General features: G+C 70.0%; 16 protein-coding genes and 1 pseudogene. 12 read left to right on the top strand and 5 right to left on the bottom strand.

Annotated elements, in window-relative coordinates:
* The 4 genes and pseudogenes from Q0D57_RS16705 to dnaB form a co-directional block, all read left to right on the top strand.
* Positions 1-291, top strand: a pseudogene (locus Q0D57_RS16705) (single-stranded DNA-binding protein); the annotation flags it as partial.
* Between the two features lie 31 nt (positions 292-322).
* On the top strand, positions 323-586 hold the full coding sequence (gene rpsR / locus Q0D57_RS16700; protein ID WP_022895757.1) for a 30S ribosomal protein S18: 264 nt from the start codon (positions 323-325) through the stop codon (positions 584-586).
* A gap of 11 nt (positions 587-597) precedes the next feature.
* Entirely contained in the window at positions 598-1,050 is a 453-nt protein-coding gene (rplI, locus tag Q0D57_RS16695) for a 50S ribosomal protein L9 (RefSeq protein WP_291046151.1), read from the top strand.
* A gap of 495 nt (positions 1,051-1,545) precedes the next feature.
* A complete protein-coding gene (dnaB, locus tag Q0D57_RS16690) occupies positions 1,546-2,838 on the top strand; it encodes a replicative DNA helicase (protein ID WP_291046153.1) in 1,293 nt (430 codons plus the stop codon).
* Between the two features lie 95 nt (positions 2,839-2,933).
* Here the strand turns inward: dnaB and Q0D57_RS16685 are convergent, their stop codons facing one another.
* Positions 2,934-3,503 carry a MarR family transcriptional regulator gene (locus Q0D57_RS16685; protein WP_291046149.1) on the bottom strand — a complete coding sequence of 190 codons (570 nt, stop codon included), beginning with the start codon at positions 3,501-3,503 and terminating at the stop codon, positions 2,934-2,936.
* Positions 3,504-3,569: 66 nt separating this feature from the next.
* Between Q0D57_RS16685 and Q0D57_RS16680 the strand changes: the two genes are divergently transcribed.
* Genes Q0D57_RS16680 through Q0D57_RS16670 form a run of 3 tightly spaced genes read left to right on the top strand, consistent with a single transcriptional unit; the run spans position 3,570 to position 6,604 of the window.
* A complete protein-coding gene (locus tag Q0D57_RS16680) occupies positions 3,570-5,735 on the top strand; it encodes an MMPL family transporter (RefSeq protein ID WP_291046147.1) in 2,166 nt (721 codons plus the stop codon).
* Positions 5,736-5,774: 39 nt separating this feature from the next.
* Complete coding sequence (locus Q0D57_RS16675) at positions 5,775-6,356, top strand: hypothetical protein (RefSeq protein WP_291046145.1); 582 nt, start codon at positions 5,775-5,777, stop codon at positions 6,354-6,356.
* Entirely contained in the window at positions 6,353-6,604 is a 252-nt protein-coding gene (locus tag Q0D57_RS16670) for a hypothetical protein (RefSeq protein ID WP_291046143.1), read from the top strand. Before Q0D57_RS16675 ends, Q0D57_RS16670 begins: the two co-directional genes overlap by 4 nt.
* Positions 6,605-6,619: 15 nt before the next feature.
* Here the strand turns inward: Q0D57_RS16670 and purB are convergent, their stop codons facing one another.
* The 3 genes from purB to Q0D57_RS16655 are packed head-to-tail and all read right to left on the bottom strand — an operon-like array spanning position 6,620 to position 9,002.
* Positions 6,620-8,017, bottom strand: coding sequence for an adenylosuccinate lyase (gene purB, locus Q0D57_RS16665; protein ID WP_291046141.1), 1,398 nt, complete (start codon positions 8,015-8,017; stop codon positions 6,620-6,622).
* A gap of 36 nt (positions 8,018-8,053) precedes the next feature.
* The gene (locus tag Q0D57_RS16660) at positions 8,054-8,581 is read right to left on the bottom strand and encodes a low molecular weight protein-tyrosine-phosphatase (RefSeq protein WP_291046139.1); all 528 of its coding nucleotides are present in this window, start codon (positions 8,579-8,581) and stop codon (positions 8,054-8,056) included.
* Positions 8,582-8,597: 16 nt separating this feature from the next.
* Positions 8,598-9,002: a phage holin family protein gene (locus Q0D57_RS16655; RefSeq protein ID WP_291046136.1), complete on the bottom strand. Its 405-nt coding sequence runs from the start codon at positions 9,000-9,002 to the stop codon at positions 8,598-8,600.
* A 45-nt stretch (positions 9,003-9,047) separates the two neighbouring features.
* Here Q0D57_RS16655 and Q0D57_RS16650 point away from each other — a divergent pair, with 45 nt between their 5' ends.
* Genes Q0D57_RS16650 through Q0D57_RS16630 form a run of 5 tightly spaced genes read left to right on the top strand, consistent with a single transcriptional unit; the run spans position 9,048 to position 14,373 of the window.
* Positions 9,048-9,671 carry a GNAT family N-acetyltransferase gene (locus Q0D57_RS16650; RefSeq protein ID WP_291046134.1) on the top strand — a complete coding sequence of 208 codons (624 nt, stop codon included), beginning with the start codon at positions 9,048-9,050 and terminating at the stop codon, positions 9,669-9,671.
* Between the two features lie 22 nt (positions 9,672-9,693).
* Positions 9,694-10,767 carry a histidinol-phosphate transaminase gene (locus Q0D57_RS16645; protein ID WP_291046130.1) on the top strand — a complete coding sequence of 358 codons (1,074 nt, stop codon included), beginning with the start codon at positions 9,694-9,696 and terminating at the stop codon, positions 10,765-10,767.
* The gene (locus Q0D57_RS16640) at positions 10,764-11,957 is read left to right on the top strand and encodes a thiamine pyrophosphate-dependent dehydrogenase E1 component subunit alpha (RefSeq protein ID WP_291046128.1); all 1,194 of its coding nucleotides are present in this window, start codon (positions 10,764-10,766) and stop codon (positions 11,955-11,957) included. The genes Q0D57_RS16645 and Q0D57_RS16640 overlap by 4 nt, the downstream gene beginning before the upstream one ends.
* Positions 11,954-12,946, top strand: a complete 993-nt coding sequence (locus tag Q0D57_RS16635; RefSeq protein WP_291046127.1) for an alpha-ketoacid dehydrogenase subunit beta — start codon at positions 11,954-11,956, stop codon at positions 12,944-12,946. Before Q0D57_RS16640 ends, Q0D57_RS16635 begins: the two co-directional genes overlap by 4 nt.
* A 17-nt stretch (positions 12,947-12,963) precedes the next feature.
* Positions 12,964-14,373 carry a dihydrolipoamide acetyltransferase family protein gene (locus tag Q0D57_RS16630; RefSeq protein WP_291046121.1) on the top strand — a complete coding sequence of 470 codons (1,410 nt, stop codon included), beginning with the start codon at positions 12,964-12,966 and terminating at the stop codon, positions 14,371-14,373.
* A 41-nt stretch (positions 14,374-14,414) separates the two neighbouring features.
* On the opposite strand, the gene Q0D57_RS16625 is transcribed toward Q0D57_RS16630, so the two are convergent.
* A partial coding sequence (locus tag Q0D57_RS16625; protein ID WP_291046118.1) for a hypothetical protein occupies positions 14,415-14,857 on the bottom strand: 443 nt, incomplete at its 5' end.

Genomic DNA, 14,857 nt, shown 5'->3' with positions numbered 1-14,857 from the left:
CGTCAGCGCTCCTACGAGACGAAAGAGGGCGAGAAGCGCACCTCGATCGAGCTCGAGGTCGACGAGATCGGTCCCTCGCTCCGCTACGCGACCGCTCAGGTCACCCGTGCCACCAGTGGTGGCGCCGGTGGTGGCGGCGGATCGTTCGGCGGTGGCGGTGGCGGAAACCGCGGTGGGCAGCCTGCTGTCGACGAGCCGTGGGCCGCATCCGCTCCTTCCTCGGCCGGTGCGAACGGTGGTGGCGACGTCTGGAACACTCCGGGCAGCTACTCCGACGACACCCCCTTCTAAACTTCTCTTCTTCTAGAACAGGAATCCAACCATGGCTGGAAAGTCAAGCGGCGACCGCCGCAAGCCGCTCCGCGGCGCCAAGGGCGCGAAGAACGCCGCCCCCGCGAAGTCCATCCGAGTCGGCGTCATCGACTACAAGGACGTCGCGACCCTCCGCAAGTTCATCTCGGAGCGTGGAAAGATCCGCGCTCGCCGTATCACGGGAGTCTCCGTCCAGGAGCAGCGCCTCATCGCCCGTGCCGTCAAGAACGCCCGCGAAATGGCACTTCTGCCCTACGCCGGCTCGGGCCGTTAAGGAGCAGCACCATGTCGAAACTCATTCTCACCCACGAGGTGACCGGTCTCGGAACCCCCGGCGATGTCGTCGAGGTCAAGAACGGCTTCGCCCGCAACTACCTCATCCCCAAGGGCTTCGCCGTGGCGTGGAGCCGCGGCGGCGAGAAGCAGGTCGAGTCGATCAAGGCCGCTCGCACCGCTCGCGAGCTCGCCACGGTCGAAGAGGCCCAGCACCTCAAGCAGACCCTCGAGAACGCCACGGTGAAGCTGACCGTCAAGGCGGGCCAGGGCGGTCGTCTGTTCGGCTCGGTGAAGACCTCGGACATCGCTGACGCGGTGTCCGCGGCCGGCATCGGATCGCTCGACAAGCGCAAGATCGAGATCCCGGTGGCCATCAAGGCCGTCGGCAACCACGAGGCCACCGTGCGACTGCGCGACGACCTCTCGGCGACGATCTCGCTCCTGGTGGTCGCAGCCAAGTAGCACCGCCTGTCAAGGGGTGTCCCGCGCTTTCCGGCGTGGGGCACCCCTTTTCGATGCCCGGATTCTCCCCAGTTCTATACACAGGTTTCCACGGCCTCGAGAAGCTTCAAGTGCCGGTCGAAGGAAGTCTTCACTCACAGGGTGTAGAAATGCGAAACCCCTGGTCAAGGCGGCTATCGGTGTAGAACTCGCGAAGTTCTCCACAGGTTACTGCACACCTTTCGCACAAGTCGCCCGGCGTTTCGCGCAGTTCCTCCACAGAGTTATCCACATGTCTGTTTGTGTGGTGTCAGTGGCGGGTGGTCGGATGGGGTCGCAGCAGAAGTTGGGCCGTGCGCACAGCGCGGCAGACGAGGAGTAGACGTGTCGATTGCCCACCTGGGACTCGCGGGCGACGGACCGAGCGACCGCGGCGGCGAGTGGGGCCCGAGCGACCAGGGGGGTCGTGGCGGCGAGCGTCAGCCCCGTGCCGGTGAGCGCACCCCCCCGCACGACCTGCTGGCCGAGCAGAGCGCCCTCGGCGGCATGCTGCTGAGCAAGGACGCGGTGGCCGACGTCGTCGAGGTCATGCGGTCGGTCGACTTCTACATCCCCAAGCACGAGGTGATCTTCGAGGCGATCCTCAACCTCTACTCGCACGGTGAGCCCACCGACGTGATCGCCGTCACCGACGAGCTCACCAAGTCGGGCGAGCTGTCGCGCGCGGGCGGCGCGGAGTACCTGCATACGCTCACCTCCCTCGTGCCCACGGCCGCGAACGCCGGCTACTACGCTCAGATCGTCTCCGAGAAGGCGGTGCTCCGCCGGCTCGTCGAGGCCGGCACCCGGATCGTGCAGATGGGCTACGCGAGCGAGGGCGAGGTCACCGACCTCGTCAACAACGCGCAGGCCGAGATCTACTCCGTCAACGGCGGCGTCGAGGTCGAGGACTACGTGCCCCTCAACATCGCGGTCACCGCGGCCATCGACGAGATCGAGGCCGCCGCGGGCAAGGACGGCTCCCTCACCGGTGTGCCCACGGGCTTCGCCGACCTCGACAACCTCACCAACGGCTTCCACCCCGGCCAGATGATCATCGTCGCCGCGCGCCCGGCCCTCGGAAAGTCGACGCTCGCGCTCGACTTCTGCCGCGCGGCGTCGATCAAGAACGACATGCCCTCGATCTTCTTCTCGCTCGAGATGGGGCGCTCGGAGATCGCGATGCGTCTGCTCTCGGCCGAGGCATCCGTGCCCCTGCAGAGCATGCGCAAGGGCCGGATCGAGGGCCGGGACTGGACCACGCTCGCCTCCACCCGTGGCCGCATCAACGACGCGCCGTTCTACATCGACGACAGCCCCAACATGACGCTCGTCGAGATCCGCTCGAAGTGCCGGCGGCTGAAGCAGAAGGTCGGCCTCAAGCTCGTGGTCATCGACTACCTGCAGCTGATGACCTCGGGCAAGAAGGTCGAGAGCCGCCAGCAGGAGGTGTCGGAGTTCTCCCGGGCGCTCAAGCTCATGGCCAAGGAGCTCCAGGTGCCGGTCATCGCCCTCTCGCAGCTGAACCGTGGCCCCGAGCAGCGCTCCGACAAGAAGCCCGCCATCAGCGACCTCCGTGAGTCCGGATCGCTCGAGCAGGATGCCGACATGGTGATCCTGCTGCACCGCGAGGGCGCCTACGAGAAGGACAACCCGCGCGCGGGCGAGGCCGACTTCATCGTGGCCAAGCACCGCAACGGCCCCACGGCGACCATCACGGTCGGCTTCCACGGCCACTTCTCCCGTTTCGCGGACATGCCGCCGTCGTAGCCGACGTAGCCGACGTAGCCGTCGCAGCTGCGCGCGACTTGACAAAAGATGCGCCTTAGAGCGCCCACTTGACACATCTTGTGTCAAGTGCGGGCTCAGGGGCGGTCGAGGGGGGCCTCGACCGCCGAGCGGTAGAGCGCGATGACGCGCTCGAGGAAGCCGGCGACCAGTTCGCGCTCGGCGGGCGCCAGGTCGTCGACGAGGCCCGCGACCCCCGCGATCACGGGCATGAGCTCGTCGATGGCGCGCTCGACCGACGAGCGCGAGGGCACGACCACGATCTTGCGGCGGTCCGAGGCATGCCGATGCCGCTCCACATGGCCGAGCGCGACGAGCCGGTCGACGACGAGCGTCGAGGCCGCCGTGGTCACGCCGAGGCGGGCGGCGAGGTCGCTCGGGGTAAGCGGCCCTTCCTGGATGAGGTGCTCCATGGCCGCCAGATCGGTCGGGTTCACGGTGAGCACGGTGCCGAGGCGCCGTTCGAAGGCCCGCGAGAGGGTGTTGATCTCCCGCAGCGAGTCGTTGATGGGGTTCGTCTCGATCGGCTGCTGCGTGCGCAGCTCGTCGCGCGACCAGGGTGCGCCCTCCGCGTGAGCGTCGGCGTCGCCGCCGGCTGCACTGGCCGCGGCGGGTGCGGCGGGGCGCGAGTTGCGGTCATCCACCATGACTGACATGCTAAACCCATACGTAGCTAAGTTGCTTAGCTACCTTCCGAGCTACGAGGAGCACCCATGCGCGTCATCGCCCGTTTCGTGAGCGGTCGGGGCACCGCCTGGATCGCGCTCGGCGTGGCCGCCGTGGCCATCGCCCTCCTGTTCGCCTTCCTCCCCCAGGGCGAGAGCGACGCCTACCCGCCGAGCGGGCTGCCCGACTCGAGCGAGGCCAAGCAGGTCAGCGCTCTGCTCGAGGAGTTCCCGGATGCCGACACCACGGCGGCCATCCTCGTCTACAGCCGGGGCGGCGATGCCCTCACCGAGGCCGACACGGCCGCCATCTCCGCCAGCGCGGCGAGCCTCGCCGAGCTGAGCCTCGCCCCCCAGGCCGTGGTGCCGCAGTTCAGCGACGACGGCACGGCGGCCCTCCTCGCCGTGCCCCTCGACGGCGCCGAGTTCGGCCCCGACTCCGAGGGCGGCATCGAGCAGGCCGCGACCACCCTCCGTGACGACGCGAACGCCGCCCTCCCGGACGGCCTCGAGGCCCTCCTCACGGGTCCCATCGGCTTCCAGGCCGACATCACCAACGCCTTCGCCGGAGCCGACTTCCGGCTGCTGCTCGTGACCGTCATCGTCGTCGCCATCCTGCTCATCGTCACCTACCGCAGCCCCGTGCTCTGGATCGTGCCGCTCGCGGTCGTCGGCATCGCCGACGGGCTCGCCCGTGTCGTGGTCACGAGCCTCGCCGAGCCCCTCGGCATCACGGTCGACGCCTCGATCGGGGGCATCCTGAGCGTGCTGGTCTTCGGTGCGGGCACGAACTACGCGCTGCTGCTCGTGGCACGCTACCGCGAGGAGCTCACGCGCCAGGAGAGCCGCAACCGCGCGATGCTCACGGCGGTCACGAGCGCTGGACCCGCCATCGCGGCCAGCGGCGGCACGGTGGCCCTCAGCCTGCTCACCCTGCTGTTCGCCGAGCTCGCCGGCAACCGCGCGCTCGGCGTGGCCTGTGCGATCGGCGTGGCCATCGCCATCCTCTTCGCCCTGCTCGTGCTGCCGGCAGCCCTCGTGGTGTGCGGGCGCGGGCTGTTCTGGCCGTTCGTGCCGCGCGTGCACGGAGCCGAGGGTCACCACCACGCCGCCGCGAAGCCGGGCTTCTGGACCAGGCTCGGCGAGGGCGTGCGCCGCCGCCCCGCGGTGGTCGCGATCGTGGCGACCCTCGGCATCGGTGTGCTCGCCGTGGGCCTCACGGGCTACCAGGTGGGCCTCTCGCAGACCGACCAGCTGATCGGCGACCCCGAGTCGGTCGTGGCCCAGCGGATCGTCGACGACTCGTTCTCGGCCGGCCTGACGGGCCAGACCGTCATCCTGACCCCGGATGCCGTGGTCGCCGACGCGACGAGCCTCGCCGAAGCGGTCGACGGCGTGGAGTCGGTGCGCCCGGGCGAGAGCGCGAACGGCCTCACCCGGCTCGACGCCACGCTCGCGGCCGAGCCCGAGAGCGACGCCGCCTTCGCGACCGTGGAGCAGCTCCGCGCCGACTACGCCGCCGCGGGCGGGGAGGTCGGCGAGACCCTCGTGGGCGGGGCGGATGCCACGGCACTCGACACCAACACCGCCGCGGCCAATGACCAGGCGCTCATCATCCCGCTCATCCTCGCGATCGTGTTCGTCATCCTCGCGCTCCTCCTGCGGAGCCTCGTGGCGCCGGTGCTCCTCATCGCGAGCGTGCTCGCCACCTTCTTCGCGAGCCTCGGAGCCTCGAACGTGATCTTCCAGAACCTGATGGGGTTCCCGGCGTTCGACTCCAACGTCATCCTGTTCGCGTTCCTGTTCCTCGTGGCGCTCGGTGTCGACTACAACATCTTCCTCACCACGCGGGCGCGGGAGGAGGCGGTCGAGCACGGCACGCGCGCCGGCATGGTGCGGGCGCTCAGCTCCACCGGCGGGGTGATCACGAGTGCCGGCATCCTGCTCGCGGCGGTGTTCGCCGTGCTCGGCGTGCTGCCCGTGGTGGCCCTCACGCAGATCGGCGTGATCGTGTGCATCGGCGTGCTGCTCGACACCCTCGTGGTGCGCACCGTGCTCGTGCCCGCCCTCGTCTTCCTCACCGGCGACCGGTTCTGGTGGCCGTCCCGGCCGGCGCGGAACGCCGTGCAGGATGCCTCGCGCGACGGGGAGATGAGTGGGGCGACGGATGGCGGCGGCGCCGCGCACGCGAGGCACTCAGCCGCGGCTCGGTAAACTGGTGGCACGCGCGCCAGCAGAATCGAGGAATCCGGAGTGACCGACTCCCCCCGCACCCTCCCGCGGTCGCCCTACTGGGGCGTTCCGGTGGCACGGGCGATCCCGTTCATCGTGACCGCGCTCGTGATCACCTTCTCCTCGAACCACTCGGCCCAGGTCGGACTCCTCGCCTTCGGCGTCTTCGCCCTGACCTCGGGCGTGCTCACCGCGGTGCTCTCGTGGCGCACTCTGACCGAGCGGTCGCTCCGGGTGAACTTCCTCATCCAGGGCGTCTCCGGCATCGTGTTCGGCGCGCTGGCCCTGGCGCTGAACGGCGGTGGCCTCGGCTTCCTGCTCTTCTGCGCTACCATGAACTCGGCGATCTGCGGGTTCCTGGAGCTCTACGCGGGTCTCCGCAACTCCACGAACCCGGCTGCACGCGACTGGGCCATCACCGGGGCGCTCACCGTGGTCTTCGCGCTCGTGCTCATCTTCTTCCCGACAGATCCCGTGTTCGCCGTGGGGATGCTCGGGGCCTACGCCGCGATCGTCGGCCTGCTGCTGGTGATCGCCGGACTCTCTCTGCGCTGGGGCGTCCAGGCCCCGGCAACCCCCACCCGAATCGAAAAGACACCGTGAACCAACCTTCGAGGCGCGACCGGCTGAAGCCGGTCGAACTGCTCGTCCTGTCCGCCATCCTGTCGCTCTTCGTGGGGCTGACGGTGCTGCTGACCACCCGCGACCTGATCCTCGCCGCCATCTTCTTCGGCATCGCGTTCATCGTGGTGCTGGTCGTGATGGCGATGTTCTCGCTCACGATCAAGCCCAACGAGATGGAGCAGCACGAGATCGACGACGAGGACAGCGACCACCCGAAGGGCCACTGACCCCGCCGCCCCCCGTCAGTCGGTGGCGGTGGGGAGGATGTGGTCGACGAGGGTCGACGCGAGGCCCGTGTAGGCCGCGGGCGTGAGCGCCACGAGCCGGGCCTTCGCCTCGGCGCCGATGTCGAGGCCCTCGACGAACTCCACGAGCTCGGCCTGGCCGATCCGGCGGCCGCGGGTGAGCTCCTTGAGCAGGGCGTAGGGATCGGCGATCGACGAGCGGCCCGCCGTGACCTCGGCGCGCACGACGGTCTGGATGGCCTCGCCGAGCACCTCCCAGTTGGCGTCGAGATCGGCCGCGAGGGCGGGCCGGTTGAGCGAGATCTGGCCGAGGCCGCCCTTGATGTTGTCGAGCGCGAGCACCGAGTGGCCGAGCGCCACACCGATGTTGCGCTGGGCGCTGGAGTCGGTGAGGTCGCGCTGCAGGCGGGAGGTCACGAGGGTCGAGGCCAGCGAGTCCAGCAGGGCGCTCGAGAGCTCGAGGTTGGCCTCCGCGTTCTCGAACCGGATCGGGTTGACCTTGTGCGGCATCGTCGACGACCCGGTGGCCCCGGCGACCGGGATCTGGGTGAAGTAGCCGATGGAGATGTAGGTCCAGACATCCGTGCAGAGGTTGTGCAGGATGCGGTTGGCGTGGCTGATGCGGTTGTAGAGCTCGGCCTGCCAGTCGTGCGACTCGATCTGGGTGGTGAGCGGGTTCCAGGTGAGGCCGAGCGAGGTCACGAATCCGCGTGAGACGGCCTGCCAGTCGGTCTCCGGATCGGCCACGAGGTCGGCGGCGAAGGTGCCGGTGGCGCCCGAGAACTTGCCGAGGTACTCGGTGCCCTCGATCTGCGCCTTCACCCGTTCGAGCCGGTGCACCGTGACCGCGAGCTCCTTGCCCATCGTGGTGGGCGTGGCGGGCTGGCCGTGCGTGTGCGAGAGCATCGGCTCGTCGCGGTACTCCACCGCCTGGCGCCGGAGCTCCTCGATCACCGCGGTGAACGCGGGCAGCCAGACATCCTGCACCGCCGAGCGGATGGTGAGGGCGTAGGAGAGGTTGTTGATGTCCTCGCTCGTGCAGCCGAAGTGGGTGAGCTCGGCCACGGCGTTCAGGCCGAGGGCGGCGAGCTTCTCGCGCACGTAGTACTCCACGGCCTTGACGTCGTGCCGCGTGGTGGCCTCGAGCTCGCCGATGCGGTCGATGTCGGCCTGGCCGAACTCCTGCACGACCGAGCGCAGCCGCCGGGCCAGCTCGGGGTCGAGGGGCGAGGAGCCGAAGAACGAGTGGTCGGTGAGGTGCAGCAGCCAGTCGATCTCCACGTGCACGCGGGCCCGGTTGAGACCGGCCTCCGAGAGGTGGTCGCCGAGCGCGGTCACGGCGGGGCGGTAGCGGCCGTCGAGCGGGCTGATGGGCTGGGGAGGCAGAGGGGGCATGGGGGCTTCCGGTCGAGGGCGGTACGGGTCGGCAGGTCAGCGGGCGGGCGCGCGGCGGAAGGCCGGCTCGAGCTGGCGGAACAGGGCGGTGCAGGCGTGCTCGATCTCGGCGAGCACGGCGTCGAACATCGCGGCGTCGGAATAGTAGGGATCGCGCACGTCCGACCGGCCCGCGAACTCGGGGTCGAAGCCGAGCAGGAGGCGCACCTTCTGACGGTCCTCCTCGGTGCGCGCCCAGGAGCGCAGCACCCGCTCGTGGCTTCGGTCGAGCGCGATCACGAGGTCGAGGGTGTCGAACCACTCGGCGTCGAACTGCCGGGCCCGGTGGCTCCGGCCGTCGTAGCCGCGGGCCTCGAGGGCCTCCACGGTGCGCGGATCGGCGTGCTCACCCACGTGCCATTCCCCGGTGCCGGCGCTCGTCACGATCACGCGCGAGGAGAGCCCGGCCTTCTCCACGAGGTCGCGCAGCACGATCTCGGCCATGGGCGAGCGGCAGATGTTGCCCGTGCAGACCATGCTGATGCGGAAGGCCTCGTCGAGGGGCTCGTCCAGGTCGCGGGGCATCTGCCCATTGTGGCACTCAGCGGCGTCGGCTGTCTCCTGCCAGCGGCCGCAGGATCGCGCCGATGATGGCCGAGAGGATGGCGAGCACGAGGGCCCCCAGCACGGTCCACCAGAAGCCCTCGAGGATGAGCCCGAAGCCGAACCAGCCGGTCACCACGGAGACGAGCCAGAGCAGCAGGGCGTTCACGAAGAGCGAGATGATGCCGAGCGTGAGGATGTAGAGCGGGAACGCCACCACGCGGATGATCGACCCGATGATGCCGTTCACGAGGCCGAACACGAACGCGACGATGAGGTAGGTGAGGATGATCTCGACCGTGCCGCCCTCACCGATCGGGTCGATCTTGACGCCGGCGACGATGAGGGTCGTGAGCCACAGGGCGATCGCATTGGCCACCAGGGAGACGAGGAATCTGCGCATGGCCCCACTATCCCAGACCGGGCACCGGGCGCATAGAGTCGCTGGATGGTGAACCTGCCGTGGAGTCCCGACCTGCCGATCCGCACCCCCAGGCTCGAGCTCCGGCCGCATCGGGGCGCCGACCTCGACGACCTGCTCGTCTACCACTCCGACCCCGAGGTGGTCCGCTTCATCCCGTGGCCCGTGCGCGACCGGGTGCAGACGGCCGCCGCGCTCGACTCGCGCACCCGCCAGGGCCAGGTGGCCGCCGAGGGCCAGTGGCTCGTGCTCGCGATCGTGCTCGGCGCCTCGGAGGAGCAGGCCGGCCGCGTGATTGGCGAGGTGCTGCTGAAGCTCGACAGCACGACGGATGCGCGGGGCGAGCTCGGCTACGCGATGGCCGCCGACGTGGCCGGCCGCGGCTACGCCACCGAGGCCGCCCGAGCGGTGCTGCGGCTCGGGTTCGAGCAGTTCGGCCTGCACCGGATCGTGGCGCGCCTTGATGCCCGGAACGACGCATCCGCCCGTCTGCTGCGCAGGCTCGGACTCCGGCAGGAGGCCCACTTCGTGCGCGACGAGTTCTTCAAGGGGGAATGGACAGACACGCTCGTGTTCGCGATGCTCGCGGAGGAGTGGGATGAGCGCGAGAACCCGGCGGGGCGGGCGGGACATATTCCGAAGGCGCTTTGACGGGCCGAACTAGGATGAAGCAATGACCACCGGCCCCGTCAAGCTGCGCCCCGAGATCCTGGCGCTGCCCGCCTATCGGCAGGGACTGGCCGCTCCCGAGGGCTTCAAGCTCTCGTCGAACGAGAATCCCTTCGATCCCCTCCCCGGCGTGCTCGAGGCCGTCGACGCCGCGAGCCGGCAGCTGCACCGCTACCCCAACGCCGCCGCACCCGAGATCACGGCACGCCTGGCCGCCGAGTGGGGCGTCGAGCCCGACGAGGTGATCGTGGCCGCCGGATCCGTGGCCCTGCTCATGCAGTTCACCCTCGCGGCCGCCGGCCACGGCGACGAGGTCGTCTACTCCTGGCGCTCGTTCGAGGTCTACCCCTGGATGACGGTGCTCCCGGGCGCCACCAAGGTGCCCGTGCCCAACACGGCCGACCACCGGCACGACCTCGACGCGATGGCCGCCGCCGTGACCGACCGCACCCGGCTCGTGCTCGTCTGCAGCCCCAACAACCCCACCTCGACGGCCGTCACGGCAGCCGAGTTCGAGGGCTTCATGGCGAAGGTTCCGGCCGACGTGCTCGTCATCCTCGACGAGGCCTACGCCGAGTTCGTCACCGACCCCGCCGCGGTGAACGGCCGCACCCTCGTGCGCCGCTACCCCAACCTCGTCATCCTCCGCACCTTCTCCAAGGCCTACGGGCTCGCGGGGCTCCGGCTCGGCTACGGGATCGGGCCCGCCGAGATCCTCGCGGCCGCCCGCACCACGATCGTGCCGCTCAGCCTCACCGACCACGCCCAGATGGCGGGCCTGGCCTCGCTCGACCGCGCCGACGAGCTGCGCGCGAGGGTGGCCGACATCGCCGCGCGCCGGGACGCCGTCTACGAGGCCCTGCTCGAGCAGGGCTGGGCGGGCATCCCCCGCCCGCACGGCAACTTCGTGTGGTTCCCCACCGGGGAGCGGAGCGAAGACGCGCTCGAGATCTTCCGCCGTCACGGTATCGTGGCGCGCGCCTACCTGCCGGACGGCATCAGGCTGACGATCGGCGAAGCCGAGTCGGTCGAGAACGTGCTGGCCGCCTCAGACGAGATTGCGAGGGCCTTCGGATGACCGACTCCCCCAGTGCCGGTTCCCCCGGTATCGACTCCCCCGGTGCAGACTCCCCCACCGTCCGCTTCCTCACCGCGGACGGCGCTTTCGAGCCCACCCCGGGTGCGGAGGAGTACGCCTCCTACCTGGAGCGCATCGGCGAGACCGAGCTCCGCCGGTTCTACCGCGACATGGCCGTGGTGCGCCGGTTCGACCAGGAGGGCACGAACCTCCAGCGCCAGGGCCAGATGGCGCTCTGGGTGCCGAGCCACGGCCAGGAGGGCGCCCAGGTGGGCTCCGCCTACGCGGCTCGCCCGCAGGACCACATCTTCCCCTCCTACCGCGAGCACGCCGTGGGCCTCGTGCGCGGCATCGACGTGCTCGCGATCGTGGAGCTGCTGCGCGGCAACACGCACGGCGGCTGGGATCCGACCGACCCCTCGAACGGCAACTTCCACGGCTACTGCCTCGTGATCGGCTCGCACTCACTGCACGCCACGGGCTACGCCATGGGACTCCAGCGCGACGGACTCGTCGGCACCGGAGACCCCGAGGTCGACACCGCGGTGCTCGCCTACTTCGGCGACGGCGCGACCTCGCAGGGCGACGTGAGCGAGGCGTTCGTGTTCTCGGCCTCGAGCCAGACCCCCAACGTCTTCTTCCTGCAGAACAACCACTGGGCCATCTCGGTGCCCGTGACCGTGCAGTCGCGCACCCCGCTCTACCTGCGCTCCCGCGGCTTCGGCGTGCCGAGCGTGCAGATCGACGGCAACGACGTGCTCGCGAGCTACGCCGTGACCGCCAAGCACCTCGACGAGGCCCGCGCCGGGAACGGCCCACAGTTCATCGAGGCGCTCACCTACCGCATCGGCGCCCACACCTCCTCGGACGACCCGACGAAGTACGCCGACCAGGCCCAGCACGACCTCTGGGTGTCGCGAGATCCGATCATCCGGCTCGAGAAGTACCTGCGCTCGCTCGGCGAGGGCGACGCCTTCTTCGCCGAGGTCGCGACCGAGGCCGAGGACTTCGCCGCCGACATCCGGCACCGGACCCTCGCACTGACGGCGCCGGACAAGTCGCTGATCTTCGACAACGTCTACAGCGAGCCGCACCCCGTGGTGACCGAGCAGAAGCAGTGGCTCGAGCGCTACGAGGCCTCGTTCGACACCTCGCCCGAGGCCTCGGCTGTCACGAAGGAGCAGGCATGAGCACCGAGACCACCCTCGACGAGCTGCCCATGGCCAAGGCGCTGAACGCCGGGCTCCGGCAGGCGCTCGCCGACGACCCCAAGGTGCTGCTGATGGGCGAGGACATCGGCCCGCTCGGCGGCGTGTTCCGCGTGACGGAGGGGCTGCAGGCGGAGTTCGGCAAGGAGCGCGTGGTCGACACCCCGCTCGCCGAATCGGGCATCATCGGCACGGCGATCGGGCTGGCCCTCCGCGGCTACCGCCCGGTCTGCGAGATCCAGTTCGACGGCTTCATCTACCCGGGCTTCGACCAGATCACCTCCCAGCTGGCCAAGCTCACCAACCGCGGCGGCGGGGCGTTCTCCATGCCCGTCGTCATCCGGGTGCCCTACGGCGGCCACATCGGCGCGGTCGAGCACCACCAGGAGAGCCCCGAGGCCTACTTCGCGCACACCCCGGGCCTGCGGCTCGTGAGCCCGTCGACGCCGAACGATGCGTACTGGATGATCCAGGAGGCTATTGCCTCGAACGACCCCGTGATGTTCTTCGAGCCGAAGAGCCGCTACTGGCCCAAGGGCCCCGTCGACTTCACCGCCTCCGCTGCACCGCTCCACGCGAGCCGCATCGTGCGCACCGGCACCGACGTGACCCTCGTGGGCCACGGCGCCATGGTGAGCGTGCTGCTGCAGGCCGCTGAGGTCGCCCAGGGCGAGGGCGTGAGCGTGGAGGTCGTCGACCTGCGCTCGCTCAGCCCCGTCGACTACGGCCCCATCCTCGAATCGGTCACCAGGACCGGCCGCCTCGTCGTCGCTCAAGAGGCCTCCGGCTTCGTGAGCGTCGGCTCCGAGATCGCCGCGACCGTCGCCGAGCGCGCCTTCTACAGCCTGCAGGCGCCGGTGCTGCGCGTCTCCGGCTTCGACACCCCGTTCCCGCCCGCGAAGCTCGAGACGCTCTTCCTGCCCGACGCCGACCGCGTCCTGGAAGCCGTCGACCGGGCCATGGCCTACTAGAGCGCCTGGAGACCAGCATGAGCTCACAGTTCCACCTCCCGGATGTCGGCGAGGGACTCACCGAGGCCGAGATCGTCTCGTGGAAGGTCGCCCCGGGCGACACCATCGCTATCAACCAGGTGATCGTCGAGATCGAGACGGCCAAGTCGCTCGTCGAGCTGCCGTCGCCGTTCGCGGGCACCGTCGAGGGCCTGCTGGTGGAGGAGGGCGCGACGGTCGACGTCGGCACCGCCATCATCACGGTCTCGGCGACAGAGGGCGAGGAGGCCCCGCCTCCCGCTCCGCCCGAGACCGACGCGCCGGATCCCGACCTCAAGGCCACGACGACGCTCGCCGCCACGGCGCAGGTCACGGCCGCCGCGGAGCTGCCGTCCGCCGCGACATCGGCGGCTGACGCTCAGGCCGAGAAGCCCGGCGCCGTGCTCGTGGGCTACGGCATCAAGGGCCACGTGTCGAGCCGCCGCACGGGCCGCTCCCGCCGCACCGCCATCCCGGCCATCGGCGAGGCTCCGGATGCGAAGTCGCCGTCCCAGCGACCGGCGCGGATCCACCAGAGCATCCCGGGCATCCCGGTGATCGCCAAGCCGCCCATCCGGAAGCTCGCCAAAGACCTCGGCGTCGTGCTCGACGAGGTGACCCCCACGGGGCTCATCGGCGACATCACGCGGGAGGACGTCATCCGGCACGCCGACCAGGCGAAGGTGTTCCACAACATCGAGACCCCGCAGTGGGCGCCCGTGCGGGAAGAGCGGATCCCGGTGAAGGGCATGCGCAAGCAGATCGCCAAGGCGATGGTGGCGTCGAAGTTCACGGCGCCGCACGTCTCGCTCTTCGTCGACGTGGATGCCACCCGCACCATGGAGTACGTGAAGCGCCTGAAGGTCTCGCCCGACTTCGTGGGTGTGAAGGTCTCGCCGCTCCTGATCATGGCCAAGGCCATGATCTGGGCCGTGCGCCGGAACCCGATGGTCAACTCGGCGTGGACCGACAAGGAGATCATCGTGCGCAACTACGTGAACCTCGGCATCGCCGCGGCCACCCCGCGCGGTCTCATCGTGCCGAACATCAAGGATGCCCAGGACATGTCGATGCGGGAGCTCGCCGGCGCGCTGGAGCAGCTCACCATCACGGCCCGCGAGGGCCGCACCTCCCCCACCGAGATGGCCGACGGCACGATCACGGTCACCAACATCGGTGTCTTCGGGATGGACACGGGAACCCCGATCCTGAACCCTGGCGAAGTGGGCATCGTCGCGCTCGGCACGATCAAGCAGAAGCCCTGGGTGGTCGACGGGGACGTGCGTGCCCGCTCCGTCACCACGATCGGCGCGAGTTTCGACCACCGCGTGGTCGACGGCGACGTGGCCAGCCGCTTCGTGGCCGACGTGGCGTCGATCATCGAGGAGCCCGCGCTGCTGCTGGACTGAGTCGTTTCTCCGCGACGGACCTGCTGCCGCTCGGCGGCGGCTCAGGGTGCCGGTGTCGGCGGCAGCGAGAGGTCCACGCGGCGGAGGGTCACGAGGCGGAGGCCGGCGTCGCCCCAGTAGCAGGTCTGCAGCAGGAGGTCGGCCGCGAGGCCCGCGGTCGCCGCGGCCGGGTCGTCGCCCGCCTGGGCGTCGCGACTGCCGACGACCTGGTAGTCGCCGTCGAGCTCCGTGCCCGAGAGGGCCACGAGGTCGCCGGGCAGGAGGTCGAGCACGACGTCGCCCCGGCAGTAGTTGTGGGCTCCGACGATCGGAGCGACGGCCCCGATGTCCATGCGCACCCATTGGCAGAGGTCGAGTTCGGCCTGGTGGCCGCGCGCGGTGACGTCGATGGCGACGCTCAGCGGGGCGCGGGGCTCGCCCGGGGCCGGCACCGGTGCGGCCTCGCCGACCGGCGCGGCCGGCAGGTCTGCGGCGGGCGGCTCCG

This window comes from Herbiconiux sp., from assembly GCF_023264895.1.
Taxonomy (GTDB): domain Bacteria; phylum Actinomycetota; class Actinomycetes; order Actinomycetales; family Microbacteriaceae; genus Herbiconiux.
Note: the sequence above shows the minus strand (reverse complement) of the source record. Positions and strands in the feature narration are given on the sequence as shown.